Origin of the sequence: Achromobacter piechaudii NBRC 102461 (assembly GCF_001571245.1) — a bacterium.
In the GTDB taxonomy this organism is placed as follows: Bacteria; Pseudomonadota; Gammaproteobacteria; order Burkholderiales; family Burkholderiaceae_B; genus Achromobacter; species Achromobacter piechaudii.
This window is the reverse complement of the sequence record NZ_BCTK01000001.1, coordinates 502,586-517,547: the sequence shown is the minus strand read 5'-3', so window position 1 is coordinate 517,547 and position 14,962 is coordinate 502,586. Positions and strand designations below refer to the sequence as shown.

Here is a 14,962-nt window from a genome sequence, read left to right as displayed (position 1 = left end):
GCTAACGGGGGGCCGATGACTCAGCCCCCCGCTCTCAATCACGAATACGGACGTTCGCGCAGGCGAGTGTGATGATCGATCACGGTGTCGATCACTTCGCGCAAGATGGTTTCGGCCAGGGCGGGCGGCACGCCCGCCTCTTCGGCCAAACGGCGAATGCGTTCGACCTGCTGGGTTTCCCGTTGCGGGTCCACCAGGTCCATGCCGTGATTGGTCTTCAATTCGCCGATCATGTCCGTGCAGCGAAACCGCACGCCCAACAGCAGCATGATCTGCTGATCGATTTCATCGACCTCGGCACGCAGCGACGACAGTTCGGCTTTCGGGGACTCGTTGTTGGCCATGTTTAACCCTGAACAATATCCAGCTTCGCGATACCCAGCGCCAAGGTCTTGGCGCCCACGTCACGAAACTGGATTTCCGCCTGGGCGTCCTGTCCAGCGCCGCTCAAGCCAATAATCGTGCCATCGCCAAACCGCGCGTGATGCACGCCCTGACCCACACGATACTGCTTGTCGCCCACCGTGACACCGGTGGCCACGCCACGCGGTTGACGCGGCGCAATGGTATTGGTTGCCTTGCGGCCAAACGCATCGCCGCGATTACCGCCGCCCCACCCGGCGCCCGTACTGCTGACCGGCGCAAGCCCGGCCTTGGGCGACAGCCACTTCAAATGCTCTTCGGGAATTTCGTCCAGGAATCGCGAGCGCATCGCGTAGCGCGTCTGGCCGTGCAGCATCCGGCTTTGTGCCAGGCTGATGTACAGACGCTGGCGTGCGCGGGTGATCGCCACATACATCAGGCGACGCTCTTCTTCCAGTCCGGACTGCTCAAGAATGCTGTTCTCGTGCGGGAACAGACCTTCTTCAAGGCCGGTGATGAAGACGGCATCGAATTCCAGACCCTTGGCAGCGTGCACCGTCATGAGCTGAACGGCGTCCTGGCCTTGCTGCGCCTGGTTGTCGCCAGCCTCAAGCGCCGCATGCGACAGGAAGGCCGCCAGCGGCGTCAAACCGTCCGATGCAACGATGGGCGCATCGACGACGCCAGGCATCAATGTCGATGAGGTGGCCTGATCCGGCACCACGCCAGCGGGCATGCCGTCGTAGTTCTCTTCCGATGCGAACACCGCCGCGGCGGTGATCAATTCGTTCAAGTTTTCCAGCCGCTCGGCCCCTTCGCGTTCGGCCTTGTAGTGCGCGTTCAGGCCGCTGGTTTCGAGCATGTGCTCGACCATTTCAGGCAGCGGCAGGTCGCGCGTTTCTTCGATCAGGCGATGGATCAGCTGCGCAAACTGCGCCAGGTTGGATCCGCCCTTGCCGCCCACCAGCGCCACCGCGCCGTACAGGCTGGTGTCGTGAGCGCGCGCGGCGTCAGCCAGCTGCTCAAGCGTGCGTGCGCCGATGCCCCGCGTCGGGAAATTGACGACCCGCATCCACGACGTATCGTCGTGGGGGTTGGCCATCAAGCGCAGGTATGCCAGCGCGTGCTTGATTTCCTGGCGTTCGAAGAAGCGCAGACCGCCATAGACCTTGTACGGAATGCCGGCCGAGAAAATGGCGTGCTCGATCACGCGCGACTGCGCGTTGCTGCGATACAGCACGGCGATTTCGCGGCGTAGGCTGCCGTCATGGATGAGCGAACGAATTTCGTCCACGATCCATTGGGCTTCCATGCCGTCCGACGGCTGTTCGATGACGCGTACCGGTTCGCCTTCGCCCTGGTCCGTCCACAGATTCTTGCCCAGGCGGCCGCTGTTGTGGCCGATCAGTGCGTTCGCGGAATCCAGGATGTGTCCGAACGAGCGGTAGTTCTGCTCAAGACGGATCACGGTGCCGTGCGCGTAATCGCGTTCGAAGTCGGACATGTTGCCGACGTTCGCGCCACGGAACGCATAGATGGACTGGTCATCGTCGCCCACGGCGAAGATGGCCGCGCCCCCACCGGCCAACAGGCGCAGCCACTTGTACTGCAGCGTGTTGGTGTCCTGGAACTCGTCGACCAGAATGTGGCGGAAACGGCGCTGGTAGTGTTCACGCACCGGCGCGTTGCGCGACAACAGCTCGTAGGCGCGCAGCAGCAGCTCGGCGAAGTCGACCACGCCTTCGCGCTGGCACTGGGCTTCGTAAAGCTGATAGACCTCGATCAGGCGGCGGCGATGGGCGTCATAGGCCTCGACGTCCTGGGGACGCAGACCTTCTTCCTTGGCGCCATTGATGAAGCGCTGAACATCGCGGGGCGGATACTTTTCGTCGTCGACGCCATTGGCCTTCATCAGGCGCTTGATGGCGGCAAGCTGATCGGTGACATCCAGGATCTGGAAGCTTTGCGGCAAGCCGGCATCGCGATGATGCGCGCGCAGCATGCGGTTGCAAAGGCCGTGGAACGTGCCGATCCACAAGCCGCGCGTATCGATCGGCAGGATCGCCGACATACGCGCCAGCATCTCGCGCGCCGCTTTATTGGTGAACGTGACCGCCAGAAGCCCAAAAGGCGAAGCCTGGCCGGTTTGAATCAGCCAGGCCATGCGGGTAGTGAGTACCCGGGTCTTGCCGCTGCCCGCCCCGGCCAAGACCAGGGCGTGCTGCGGTTCTAACGTTACTGCGGCGCGTTGTTCAGGGTTGAGCTTCTCTAGCATCATGCCGCGTAGCGGCGCAGATGTTGAGCGAATTGCTCGAGCCCGGCGATGCCGCTTTGCTGGGCGCGCTGGCACCAGGCCTGCAGGTCATGAAGAAGCTGTTCGCTGCTGGCGCTGGAGCTTTCCCAGATACGGCCCAGTTCGCGGCGCATCTGCACCAAGGTCGACAACGACTTGTTTTGGGCAATCGCGCTGTCCACGGCAGCAAGCTGCTCGGGTTGCAGGATTTCCTCGTTGCGGTGGATGGCGCGGCGCACTTGACGCAGCTTGGTATAGCCGCAATCAGCGTTGCCTTCCTGGCGCGAGGCCTTCAGCTTGTTCATTTCTTCGCGGGCGGCGCTCTTGATCACGTCCGCATAGCGGGCCATGACTTCGTAGCGGTGCGTGATCACGCCTTGCAGCGTGCGCAGGTCGATGCCGGTGCGGCTGTCGTCCAGCTTGAGCTTGGGCGCAACCTTCTTGATCTTGGCCAGGCCAAAGAACTTCAGGATGTTGATGTAGCACCAGCCGATGTCGAATTCGTACCACTTGGCCGAGAACTTGGCCGACGTGCCGTGGGCGTGGTGGTTGTTGTGCAGCTCTTCGCCGCCAATCACGATGCCCCACGGGAACACGTTGGTGCTGGTGTCCGGGCTGTTGTAGTTACGGTAGCCCCAGTAGTGGCCGATACCGTTGACGACGCCGGCTGCCCAGAAGGGGATCCAGGCCATCTGAACCGCCCACACCGTGACGCCGACAGCGCCGAACAGGGCGACGTCGATGGCGAGCATGGACAACACGCCCCACAAGCTGTGCTTGCTGTAGACGTTGCGTTCGAGCCAGTCGTCAGGCGTGCCGTGGCCAAACTTGGCCATGGTTTCCTTGTTGTTCGATTCTTCGCGGTACAGCTCCGCGCCGCGGAACAGCACCTTCCAAATGCCGAACAGCATGGGCGAGTGAGGATCGCCTTCCTTTTCGCACTTGGCGTGGTGCTTGCGGTGGATGGCGACCCATTCCTTGGTGACCATGCCGGTCGTCATCCAGAGCCAGAAGCGGAAGAAATGCATGACGGCAGGATGTAGATCCAGACCGCGGTGCGCTTGGCTGCGATGGAGGAAGACGGTGACTGCAACAATCGTGATGTGCGTCACGACCAAGGTGAATACGACGATCTGCCACCAAGTGGCTTGGGTCAGACCGCCGGCAATGAAGGAGAGGATGTAATCCATAAAGCTGTTATGAGCCTCGCTTGAGAAGTGCCTGAAGTTTAGCTTACCTTTGCCGACTTATGACAAGGGAGTTTCAAAATTGTTTTTGAGCGAAATCAAGGACTAAGCCTGAATTTTGAGCACAAAAAGACACTCTCGCGACCACTTCAGACAGATCGCGAGGCTAGCCTTGCGGACAGACGGCGCTTTGAGCCGGCTACCCCTTGTAGGTGGGGGGTATTCGCAAAGACACCAGGTTTTGGCTACATTCCGCTACTAAAGTTCCTGTCAGCAAAGGGCGTTCCCTTCCGCGCGCAGCGTGAAGACGACGGATTCTTGCTGTTTTGCTACCCCAAATCTGTCTCTTTTGCCCCACTGATGCCGTTCCGAAACACCCGTCCCTTATTTTTTTCCGCCCTTGCCTTGTTCGCATCGGTCCTGCATGCGCCCGCGTCGGCGCAGACCCTGAAGTCCGGCGACGTGTCGGTGCTGGCTTCGTACTATGAAATCCGGGGTTCGGACTGTCTGGCGCTGCGGGCGCCGCGTGTGGTGATCACGCAATACCCCACCCTGGGCAAGGCCAGCATCGTGCAGACGCGCGGCCAATCCGCCGAATCCGGCCGTTGCGCCTACAAGGCAGTGCCCGTGGCGCAGGTCGTCTACGTGGCGGACCAGCCGGGCGCCGACCATCTGGCTTGGGAAGTGAAATACCAGAACAAGACGGTGGGCACCCGACGCTACAGCGCGACCGTAGGCGTCACGCCGGCCAAATAGACGGGATACCGTCCGGCCGGCGTGTTTGATCGCCTGGGGTCAAGCCGGCTTGTCTTGGGCTTCGGCCTGGGCAACCGGCTCGGCGACAGGCTTGGCATCGTCCTGCGCCTCTGACGGGGCGGCAACAACCGCCGATTCCGATTCCGCTATAGCATCGGACGCCAGGCTTTCGTCGATGTCGTCCGCAACATCAGACTCGGCCGCTTCAGCCACCGTATCAGCCGCCGCGCCCTTCTTCTTGCGTTCGAACACCGCCGCGAAGAAGCCGTCCGTGCCATGCACGTCGGGGCGCAATTGCAGGTAAGGCCCTTCCAGCTTCAAGTTTTCGCAACGCGAAGCCAGGATTTCGGCGGCGTCCAGGCGTTCAAAGTCGGGGTGGCTGGCCAGGAAGCGTTCAGCCTGCACCTCGTTTTCTTCCGCCAGCAGGCTGCACGTGGCGTACACCAGACGCCCGCCCGGCGCCACGCAACGCGCAGCGCTATTGAGGATGCGTTCCTGCAACTGACCCAGTTCGGCCAGCGCCTGGGGATGTTGGCGCCACTTCAAGTCGGGATTGCGGCGCAGGGTACCGATGCCGCTGCACGGGGCGTCGACCAGCACGCGCTGGGCCTTGCCCGCCAGACGCTTGACGCGAGCATCGTTCTCGCTGTCGATGACGACCGGCACCACGTTCGACAACCCGCTGCGCGCGAAACGCGGCTTGGCGCGCGCCAGACGCGCGGCCGAGACGTCGAAGGCATACAAGCGGCCGGTGGAGCGCATCAGCGCTCCCAGCAGCAGCGTCTTGCCGCCCGCGCCCGCGCAGAAATCGATGATCATTTCGCCACGGCGCGGGGCGACCAGCAGCGCCAGCAGCTGGCTGCCTTCGTCCTGCACCTCGATGCTGCCGTTTTCAAACTGCGGCCAGCGGTTGATCGCCGGCCGACCTTCCATCCGGATGCCCCACGGCGAAAACGGCATGGCGACCGGCTCGTAACGGCCAGCGCTTTGTTGCAGCTCGGTCAGCATGGCGTCGCGCTCGACCTTGAGCGGGTTGACGCGCAGGTCCAGGCTGGCCTGACGGTTCAGCGCTTCGACCAGCGTGTCCGGGCTGTCCATCAGCGCCAGGCGTTCGTCGAGCCAATCGGGGATGCTGCCACGCACCGCGCGCGGCAGGGTCGACAGGTCGATCTGCGAGACGCGCTTGAGCCATTCGGCTTCGGCTGCATCCAGCCCCTCTTCCAGCGCTTCGGCGCCCAGCGTCGCATTCAAACCCAGGATGGCCAGTCGGCGCGAGGCGGGACCGACGCCGCTTTCGCCGAATTGGCGGTAGCGACGCAGATGGCGCAGCACGTCGTACACCGCCTCGGCAACCTCGGAACGGTCGCGCGCGCCCAGGTTGGGATGGTGGCGCAGCCAATGCGACAACGCCGCGTCGGCCGGATACGTCCATTGCAGGATTTCACCCAGCACGCGCTGGACCTGATCGATGCGGATCGCCGCATACGACTGGCGCGGACGATTGAATTGCGGCTTTTGAGCGCCCGAGTCGCGATTGCCTTGACCGGCGTCGCCACCACGCTGACCGGCGTAATGGCCGCGCTCGCCACGCTCTTCGCCTCGCGGACCGTCGTAGGACGGACGCGCCTGGCCTTCGCCGCCATGGGAGGGACGTTCGGAGCCATAGGAACCGCGCTCGCCGCCACGGCTTTCGCCGCGCGGGGCATTGCCATAGGAAGGACGCGAATCCGGACGGCCCTGGCCTTCGCGGCGCTCGGAACTGTACGAACCACGCTCGCCACCACGGCTGTCGCCACGCGGGCCATTGCCATAGGAAGGACGGGAATCCGGACGGCCCTGGCCTTCGCGGCGTTCGGAACCATACGAACCACGCTCGCCGCCACGGCTGTCGCCACGCGGGCCATTGCCATAGGAAGGACGCGAATCCGGACGGCCTTGGCCTTCGCGGCGCTCGGAACTGTACGAACCGCGTTCACCGCCACGGCTGTCGCCACGCGGGCCATTTCCATAGGAAGGACGCGAATCCGGACGGCCCTGGCCTTCGCGACGATCTGAACTGTACGAACCACGTTCACCGCCACGGCTGTCGCCGCGCGGGCCACTGCCATAAGAAGGACGCGAGTCCGGACGGCCCTGGCCTTCGCGGCGATCGGAACTGTACGAACCACGCTCGCCGCCACGGCTGTCGCCACGCGGGCCATTGCCATAGGACGGACGCGAATCCGGACGGCCCTGGCCTTCGCGGCGCTCGGAACCATACGAACCACGCTCGCCACCACGGCTGTCGCCACGCGGGGCGTCGTAGGACGGACGCGGCGACGGACGGCCCTGGCCCTCCCGGCGATCACCGCCGAAGGAACCGCGCTCGCCGCGCGCTTCACCGCGAGGAGCGTCGAACGAAGGACGCGGCGCGGGGCGGCCGGCGTCGCGGCTGGGGCGCTCTTCGCGCACGCGTTCAGCGCGCTCGCGCACGGGCGTCTCGCGGGCATCGCCCTTGGGACGCGAGAAAAAAGACCGACCGTCGCGCCCTTCGGAGGCGGCCCTCGGGGAGCCAGCCGGACGAGAACGCGGAGATTGGGGTTTAGTCATGGTGTGTTCCAGTGGGGCGGAGGAGTTCCGCCCGATAAAAGCGATTCAGGGCCGGTTAAACGGCCGGCGACCAGGTGAAAAGACGCGCGGGATCCCCCTGCACGTCCACCCGATGGTCGGTTGTCAGGGTAACCCGGCCTTCGGCCAACCAGCGCACGGCGGCCGGAAAAGCCTGATGTTCCACCGCCAGCACGCGGTTGGCCAGCAGTTCAGGGGTATCGCCCGCCAGAACCGGCACGCAGCCCTGGGCGATGATGGGGCCGTGATCCAGAACCGGGGTCACGAAATGCACCGTGCAGCCATGCACGCGCACGCCGGTGGCGAGCGCCTGCGCATGCGTGTGCAGGCCGGGAAAGGCCGGCAGCAGCGACGGGTGGATATTGACCAGGCGCCCGGCGTAATGGTTGACGAAACCGGGCGTCAGCACCCGCATGAAGCCGGCCAGAATGACGTAATCAGGCGCATAGCGGTCGATTTCGCCCGCCAGCGCGGCGTCGAAGGCTTCGCGGCTGGCGTAGTCCTTGTGATACAGCGCAGCCGTCGGGATGCCCTGAGCGGCCGCCCATTCCAGGCCGCCCGCATCGGGGCGGCTGGCGATGACGGCAGCAATGTCGGCGGGCCAGCCTTCGTTTCGGCAGGCTTCGGCCAGCGCCTGCATGTTGCTGCCGCGCCCCGAGATCAGGATGACGAGGCGGCGCTTAGAAAGTTGTGTTTCCGGCAAGATAAAGAATCCAATGATTACCCCCGAACGCGCCCGGAGAGGACGTGCTTCGCCCGGCGTAACGGGCCTGTCCACCACCATCGCGCACCATAAAAACCGTTCGGCGCGTGAATGATTGGGGGGATTGGAACAAACCCGGAATCCAAAATTGTAAACTCTCGCTCGTGAAACCATCGCTGCGTATCTACCGATCCCTGCCTCCACCCGACCGGCGTGCTCCTTGCGCGCTGACGATCGGCAATTTCGACGGCGTCCATCGCGGGCATCAGGCCATGCTGGCGCGCGTCTGCCAAGCCGCTCGCGAGCGGGGGCTCGTGCCTTCCGTGATGACGTTCGAACCGCATCCGAGGGAGTATTTCGCCACGCTGAACCACCGCCCCGAACTTGCGCCGACCCGGGTTTCCGGCCTGCGCGACAAGCTGTCGGCGTTGGCGCGTTACGGGGTCTCCCAAGTCGTCGTGCAGCGCTTTAACGCGCGGCTGGCGGAAATGTCCGCCAATGCCTTCATCGAAACCCTGCTGGTGCAGGGGCTGCAAACGAAATGGCTGCTGGTGGGCGAAGACTTCCGTTTCGGTCACAAGCGCAGTGGCGACATCGACCTGCTGCGCGAGGCCGGCATGCACCACGGCTTCGAGGTGCAGACCCTGGCCGACGTGACCGATCAGCAAGGCCACCGCATTTCCAGCTCCGAGGTGCGCACCGCACTGGCGGTGGGCGATCTGGACCGCGCCCGCCACCTGCTGGGCCATCCGTACCATATCAGCGGCCACGTCATCCACGGCCAGAAGCTGGGCCGCACGCTGGGCTACCCCACGATGAACCTGCGCGTGGCTGAACGCTGCGCCGCGCGCTCGGGCATCTACGTGGTGCAGGTCCATGGGCTGGCCGATCGCCCGCTGCCCGCCGTCGCCAGCCTGGGCGTGCGCCCGACCGTCGAGGACCGTGGCAGAGTGCTGCTTGAATCACACCTGCTCGACGACACCGTCGATGCTTACGGTAAACTCGTACGCGTCGAATTCCTGCACAAGCTGCGGGATGAAGAAAAATTTCCTGACCTCCCTTCCCTGACTGCCGCCATCGCCGAAGACGCGCGAAACGCGCGCGCCTATTTTGCCGTTCATGGACTATAAAAAGACCCTCAACCTGCCCGATACCCCCTTCCCCATGCGGGGCGACCTTGCCAAGCGCGAGCCCGCCTGGATTTCGCAGTGGGAGGAAAACCACGTCTACCAGGCGATCCGTGCGGCCAGCCGTGGCCGGCCGCGTTTCGTGCTGCACGACGGCCCGCCTTATGCGAACGGCGACATCCACATCGGCCACGCGGTCAACAAGATCCTGAAGGACATCATCGTCAAGAGCCGCAACATGGCGGGCTATGACGCGCATTACGTGCCGGGCTGGGACTGCCATGGCATGCCGATCGAAATCCAGATCGAAAAGAAGTACGGCAAGCACCTGCCCGTGGCAGAAGTGCAGTCGAAGGCTCGCGCCTACGCGCTTGAGCAGATCGACCGCCAACGCAAGGATTTCAAGCGCCTGGGCGTGCTGGGCGAATGGGATCGCCCGTACATGACCATGAACTTCAGCAATGAAGCCGACGAGATCCGCGCGCTGGGCCGCATCCTGGACAAGGGTTACGTGTTCCGTGGCTTGAAGCCCGTGAACTGGTGTTTTGACTGCGGCTCGGCGCTGGCTGAAGCCGAAGTCGAATACGCCGACCGTGTCGACCCCGCCGTCGACGTCGCCTTCCCGTTCGCCGAACCCGCCAAGCTGGCGGCCGCGTTCGGGCTGGATTCCGTGGACGATGGCGCCATCGTCATCTGGACGACCACGCCCTGGACCATCCCGTCCAACCAAGCCTTGAACGTGCACCCGGAAATCGAATACGCGCTGGTGCGCGTGTCGCCGGCGCCCAAGTTCGGCCCGTTGCTGCTGGTTGCGAAAGACCGCGTTGAAGATTGCCTGAAATCCTGGCATCTGGAAGGCGAAATCATCGCCACGGCGCCCGGCTCGGCGCTGTCCGAAATCGAATTCCGCCATCCGCTGGCCCAGTACAACCCGGCCTACGATCGCCGCGCCCCCGTTTACCTGGGCGACTACGTCACGGCCGATTCGGGCACGGGCGTGGTGCACTCCGCCCCCGCCTACGGCATCGAAGACTTTGTGTCGTGCAAGGCGCACGGCATGAAAGACACGGACTTCATCAGCCCCGTCATGGGCGACGGCAAGTACGTGGAAAGCCTGGCGCTGTTTGGTGGCCTGTCGATCTGGGACGCCAATCCGAAGATCGTCGAAGCGCTGACGGAAGCCGGCGCGCTGATGCACGTCGAAAAGCACAAGCACAGCTACATGCACTGCTGGCGCCACAAGACGCCGATCATCTACCGCGCCACCAGCCAATGGTTTGCCGGCATGGACGTGGCCCCCAAGGATGGCGGCCCGACCCTGCGTGAATCGGCGCTGGCCGGCATTGACGCCACGGCCTTCTACCCGGCCTGGGGCCGCGCCCGCCTGCACGCCATGATCGCCAACCGTCCGGACTGGACCCTGTCGCGCCAGCGCCAGTGGGGCGTGCCGATGGCTTTCTTCGTGCACAAGGAAACCGGCGAGCTGCATCCGCGCACCTCCGAACTGCTTGAGCAGGTCGCGCAGCGCGTCGAGCAAGGCGGCATCGAAGCCTGGCAAGCGCTTGAGCCCCGCGACCTGCTGGGCGACGAGGCCGACCAATACGAAAAGAACCGCGACACGCTGGACGTCTGGTTCGATTCCGGCAGCACGCACGCCACGGTGCTGGGCGGCAAGGACGGCGACTTCGCCGGCTCGCATGGCGCCGAACTGGGCTGGCCCGCCGACCTCTACCTGGAAGGTTCGGACCAGCATCGCGGCTGGTTCCACTCGTCGCTGCTGACCGGCTGCATGCTGTACGGCCAGCCGCCGTACAAGGCGCTCCTGACGCACGGTTTCGTCGTGGACGGCCAAGGCCGCAAGATGAGCAAATCGGTAGGCAACGTGATCGCGCCCCAGAAGGTCTCGGACTCGCTGGGTGCGGAAATCCTGCGCTTGTGGGTCGCCTCCACCGACTACTCGGGCGAGCTCTCCATCTCGGACGAGATCCTCAAGCGCGTGGTCGAAGGCTATCGCCGCATCCGCAACACGCTGCGCTTCCTGTTGGCCAACGTGGCCGACTTCGACGCGGTGTCGCAGGCCGTGCCTTATGGCGAACTCTTCGAAATCGATCGCTACGCGCTGGCCATGACGGCGCAGATGCAGTCCGAAGTGCAGGCCAATTACGAACGCTATGACTTCCACCCGGCCGTCTCGCGCTTGCAGACGTTCTGCTCGGAAGACCTGGGCGCGTTCTACCTGGATATCCTGAAAGACCGCCTGTATACGTCCGCACCGGACAGCGTGGCGCGTCGCTCGGCGCAAACCGCGCTGCTGGACATCACGCAGACGCTGCTCAAGCTGATGGCTCCGATCCTGTCCTTCACCGCCGAAGAAGCCTGGAAGGAACTGGTGGGCTCCGCGCTCAAGCACCAGGCAGACGCGGCTCGCGCCACGATCTTCACCGAGGTCTATCACGCCCTGCCCCCGTTCGCGGACGCAGACGCGCTGACCGCGAAGTGGGCACGACTGCGCGCCATTCGCGCCGAGGTCCAGCGCAAGCTTGAAGAAGTGCGCACGGCGGGCGACATCGGATCCTCGTTGCAGGCCGAAGTCGATCTGTACGCCAATGGCGATGACCAGGCCTTGCTGGCCAGCCTGGGCGACGACCTGCGCTTCGTGCTGATCGTGTCGCGCGCCACCGTGCACGCTGGCGAAGGCGAAACGCGCATCGACGTCACGCCGTCCACGCACAAGAAGTGCGAGCGCTGCTGGCACTGGCGCCTGGACGTGGGCCAGGACGCGGATCACCCCGAGATCTGCGGCCGCTGCGTGTCCAACCTGTTCGGCTCGGGCGAAGCCCGCGACAAGGCTTGAACATGGCGCGCCCTTCCGATACCGGAGCGCCGGGCGCTGCCGCCCCTACCCGCGCGGCGCCCGCGCGAGTGGGCGGCTGGCTGGCGCTGGCGCTGCTGATCATCGTGCTGGACCAGTTGACCAAGGTGTACTTCAACACCTCGTTCCAATATGGCGAGCGCGTCAATGTGCTGCCGGTGTTCGACTTCACGCTGATGTACAACCGGGGGGCCGCGTTCAGCTTCCTGGCGTCCGAAGAAGGCTGGCAGCGCTGGTTGTTCACGGGGCTGGGCTGCATCGCGGCGGTGGTCATCACGATCATCTTGCGGCGCACGCATGGCCAGCCGCGTTTCAGCCTGGCGCTGACGCTGATCCTGGGCGGGGCGATTGGCAACGTCATCGATCGCGTGGCCTATGGCCACGTGGTGGACTTCCTGCTGTTCTACTGGAACGAGTCCTACTTTCCGGCCTTCAACCTGGCGGACGTAGGCATCAGTTGCGGCGCCGTGCTGCTGGTGCTGGACGAACTGCTGCGTGCCCGTAAAAAGCCGCAGGCCTGACCGCTACGCGCCGGGGCGTTCTGCCCCGGCCACCCCTGCTCCACCCGGCTTTCGCCCTGCTTGACACCCCCTGAATGCATGACGAACGGCGCAATGCCGCAATGCAGAATAAAATCACCCTCCATTCTTCGATTTCACGGCGCTGAACCCGCCGCCACGCCCTCATGCTCGATCTCGCCCGCAAACGCATCGTCCTCGGTCTGACCGGGGGCATCGCCTGCTACAAAATCGCCGAGCTGGTGCGGCGCATGACCGAACAAGGCGCCACCGTCGACGTGGTGATGACCGAAGCGGCCACGCACTTCATCACGCCCGTGACGATGCAGGCCCTGTCGGGCCGTCCGGTCTTTGTCGACGCCTGGGACGCGCGCGTGCCCAACAACATGGCGCACATCGACCTGACGCGCGGCGCGGACGCCGTGCTGATCGCGCCGGCCAGCGCCGACTTCATGGCCAAGCTGGCGCATGGCATGGCCGACGATCTGCTGTCCACGCTTTGCCTGGCGCGCGCCTGTCCGTTACTGGTCGCACCCGCCATGAACCGCGAGATGTGGGCAAACCCCGCCACGCAGCGCAACGTGCAGCAACTGCGAGCGGACAGCATCAGCGTGCTGGGGCCCTCGGCTGGCGAACAGGCTTGCGGCGAAACCGGCGACGGCCGCATGCTGGAAGCGCACGAGCTTCTGACCGACCTGATCGCATTCTTTCAGCCCAAGCTATTGGCCGGCCTCCATGTGTTGCTGACCGCCGGCCCCACATCCGAACCTGTTGATCCGGTGCGCGTTCTCAGCAACCGTTCGTCGGGCAAGACCGGTTACGCCCTGGCCCGCGCTGCGCGCGAGGCCGGCGCCCGCGTCACGCTCATCACCGGCGCCACCTTCCTGCCCGTGCCGCGCGGCGTGACGGCCCTGTCGGTCATGACCGCGCGCCAGATGCACGACGCCGTCATGGCCAGCGCGGCGGATGCCGACATCTTCATCGCCGTGGCCGCCGTGGCCGACTGGCGCGTGAAGAACGTCAGCACGCAAAAGCTGAAGAAAACGAGCGAAGGCGGCGGCGCGCCGCTGATGGAATTCGAACCGAATCCGGACATCCTGGCCGAAGTGGCCAAGCTGGAAAACGGACCGTGGTGCGTAGGCTTTGCGGCCGAGACCGAGAAGCTGGCCGAACACGCGGAAGCCAAACGCCAACGTAAGGGGATCCCACTCTTGGTCGGCAACCTGGCGCACAAGGTCATGGACGCAGACACCACCGAACTGGTGCTGTTCGACGAGCAAGGCGCGCATCCGCTACCCGCTGGCGACAAGCTGGAAGCCGCCCGCCGCCTGATCGCCGAGATCGCCGCGCGCTTTCCGGCCTGACGCCCGGGCGCTTGCATCGCCCCATCGGCCTGACCTCGCAGCCATAAAAAAGGGCCCTTCCGGGCCCTTCTCCTTTACTGCTCCAGACTGATGTTCGCGGCCTTCACGATATCGGCCCATTGCTGGCGGTCCTTGTCCAGGAACTGCGCCGTCTTTTCCGGCGTCATGCCAGTGACCGGCTCCGAACCCAGGCCCGCCATCTTTTCGACCAGCGCCGGATCCTTCAGCACGTCCTGCAACGCGGCGTAGTAAGCAGCCAGCACGTCGGCGGGCAAATTGGCCGGTGCGAACACGCCCTGCCACGTCGGCATGTCAAAACCCTTCAAACCCTGCTCGTCCAGCGTCGGCACGTTGGGCAACTGGGGCGCGCGCTTGAGCGAGGCTACGGCAATCGCCTTGACCTTGCCCTGCGAGGCCAGGGGCGCGGCCGTAGAGATGTTGTCCATCGTCATGGCGATGTGGCCGCCCAGCAGGTCGGTGATGACCGGCGCTGCGCCACGGTAAGCCGCGTGCGGAACCTTCACGCCCAACTTGTACAGCATGGTTTCGGCGATGAGGTGGTTGGAAATACCCACGCCCGCCGTGCCGTAGGTGGCGCTCGGAGTCTTCTGGAAATAGTCCTTGAGCTCGGCCAGGTTGTTGGCCGGTACGTCCTTGTTGACGATCACCACGTTGGGCTGCACGGCGGCCAGCGTGATGGGCGTGAAGTCCGACGGCTTGTAGTTAGTGCCCTTGGGATTCAAGACGTGCGTGATAGCCATGGAACCGGCTGCCGCGATGCCGATCGTGTAGCCGTCGGCAGGCGACTGCGACAGGCGGAAAGCCATGATGTTGCCGCCGGCTCCGGCCAGATTCTCGACGACCACCGACTGACCCAGGCGCTTGGACAGCGGATCGGCAAGCAGGCGCGCGAGCGTATCGGCCGAGCCGCCAGGCGCGAAACCCACCAGCAGCCGCACGGGCTTGGTGGGCTGCCACGCATCGGCTGCGTGCGCGGGCAGGGCCAGCGCGGGCATCACCGTCAAGGCAGTGACGGCGGTCAAAGCGCCTGCGGCGCGGTGCAAAGTACGGCTGAACATTAAAGACACTCCCAACATTAAATTGACGAAGACAGCTTCGTCTCCCCATGCCGCTCATCTGGCTGGGCAGCGGCGCGAAACCGCCACCGCCCC

The 14,962-nt window shown here is 64.6% G+C and carries 11 protein-coding genes; 5 read left to right on the top strand and 6 right to left on the bottom strand.

The genetic code is table 11. The annotated features are described in order from the left end of the window. Positions 1–38: 38 nt before the first annotated feature. From API01S_RS02460 to API01S_RS02450, 3 genes are read right to left on the bottom strand one after another with little or no spacing between them, the layout of a single operon-like run. Complete coding sequence (locus API01S_RS02460) at positions 39–344, bottom strand: chorismate mutase (RefSeq protein WP_006220229.1); 306 nt, start codon at positions 342–344, stop codon at positions 39–41. Between the two features lie 2 nt (positions 345–346). Next, positions 347–2,641, bottom strand: a complete 2,295-nt coding sequence (locus API01S_RS02455; RefSeq protein WP_006220230.1) for a UvrD-helicase domain-containing protein — start codon at positions 2,639–2,641, stop codon at positions 347–349. Beyond that, positions 2,638–3,846: a DesA family fatty acid desaturase gene (locus API01S_RS02450; RefSeq protein WP_006220231.1), complete on the bottom strand. Its 1,209-nt coding sequence runs from the start codon at positions 3,844–3,846 to the stop codon at positions 2,638–2,640. Before API01S_RS02450 ends, API01S_RS02455 begins: the two co-directional genes overlap by 4 nt. Before the next feature lie 402 nt (positions 3,847–4,248). Between API01S_RS02450 and API01S_RS02445 the strand changes: the two genes are divergently transcribed. Next, positions 4,249–4,599 carry a hypothetical protein gene (locus API01S_RS02445; RefSeq protein ID WP_039883334.1) on the top strand — a complete coding sequence of 117 codons (351 nt, stop codon included), beginning with the start codon at positions 4,249–4,251 and terminating at the stop codon, positions 4,597–4,599. Between the two features lie 39 nt (positions 4,600–4,638). On the opposite strand, the gene API01S_RS02440 is transcribed toward API01S_RS02445, so the two are convergent. Both API01S_RS02440 and purN read right to left on the bottom strand, forming a co-directional pair. Next, complete coding sequence (locus API01S_RS02440; protein WP_050730258.1) at positions 4,639–6,051, bottom strand: RsmB/NOP family class I SAM-dependent RNA methyltransferase; 1,413 nt, start codon at positions 6,049–6,051, stop codon at positions 4,639–4,641. Positions 6,052–7,243: 1,192 nt separating this feature from the next. Further along, a complete protein-coding gene (purN, locus tag API01S_RS02435; RefSeq protein WP_050730100.1) occupies positions 7,244–7,909 on the bottom strand; it encodes a phosphoribosylglycinamide formyltransferase in 666 nt (221 codons plus the stop codon). A gap of 164 nt (positions 7,910–8,073) precedes the next feature. Here purN and API01S_RS02430 point away from each other — a divergent pair, with 164 nt between their 5' ends. The 4 genes from API01S_RS02430 (at position 8,074) to coaBC (ending at position 13,790) form a co-directional block, all read left to right on the top strand. Beyond that, positions 8,074–9,039: a bifunctional riboflavin kinase/FAD synthetase gene (locus API01S_RS02430; RefSeq protein WP_039883336.1), complete on the top strand. Its 966-nt coding sequence runs from the start codon at positions 8,074–8,076 to the stop codon at positions 9,037–9,039. Beyond that, positions 9,029–11,890 carry an isoleucine--tRNA ligase gene (gene ileS / locus API01S_RS02425; protein ID WP_050730099.1) on the top strand — a complete coding sequence of 954 codons (2,862 nt, stop codon included), beginning with the start codon at positions 9,029–9,031 and terminating at the stop codon, positions 11,888–11,890. The genes API01S_RS02430 and ileS overlap by 11 nt, the downstream gene beginning before the upstream one ends. Before the next feature lie 2 nt (positions 11,891–11,892). Further along, positions 11,893–12,429, top strand: a complete 537-nt coding sequence (gene lspA, locus API01S_RS02420; protein WP_006220238.1) for a signal peptidase II — start codon at positions 11,893–11,895, stop codon at positions 12,427–12,429. 164 nt (positions 12,430–12,593) lie between these two features. Then, positions 12,594–13,790: a bifunctional phosphopantothenoylcysteine decarboxylase/phosphopantothenate--cysteine ligase CoaBC gene (gene coaBC / locus API01S_RS02415; RefSeq protein ID WP_050730097.1), complete on the top strand. Its 1,197-nt coding sequence runs from the start codon at positions 12,594–12,596 to the stop codon at positions 13,788–13,790. Positions 13,791–13,864: 74 nt separating this feature from the next. Here the strand turns inward: coaBC and API01S_RS02410 are convergent, their stop codons facing one another. Then, positions 13,865–14,869: a Bug family tripartite tricarboxylate transporter substrate binding protein gene (locus API01S_RS02410; protein ID WP_006220240.1), complete on the bottom strand. Its 1,005-nt coding sequence runs from the start codon at positions 14,867–14,869 to the stop codon at positions 13,865–13,867. Between the last annotated feature and the right edge of the window lie 93 nt (positions 14,870–14,962).

Excerpts from the sequence above, each read along its gene's own strand:
- API01S_RS02460 (WP_006220229.1), bottom strand. The coding sequence starts at position 344 with ATGGCCAACAACGAGTCCCCGAAAGCCGAACTGTCGTCGCTGCGTGCC.
- API01S_RS02455 (WP_006220230.1), bottom strand. The coding sequence starts at position 2,641 with ATGATGCTAGAGAAGCTCAACCCTGAACAACGCGCCGCAGTAACGTTA.
- API01S_RS02450 (WP_006220231.1), bottom strand. The coding sequence starts at position 3,846 with ATGGATTACATCCTCTCCTTCATTGCCGGCGGTCTGACCCAAGCCACT.
- ileS (WP_050730099.1), top strand. The coding sequence starts at position 9,029 with ATGGACTATAAAAAGACCCTCAACCTGCCCGATACCCCCTTCCCCATG.
- lspA (WP_006220238.1), top strand. The coding sequence starts at position 11,893 with ATGGCGCGCCCTTCCGATACCGGAGCGCCGGGCGCTGCCGCCCCTACC.
- coaBC (WP_050730097.1), top strand. The coding sequence starts at position 12,594 with ATGCTCGATCTCGCCCGCAAACGCATCGTCCTCGGTCTGACCGGGGGC.
- API01S_RS02410 (WP_006220240.1), bottom strand. The coding sequence starts at position 14,869 with ATGTTCAGCCGTACTTTGCACCGCGCCGCAGGCGCTTTGACCGCCGTC.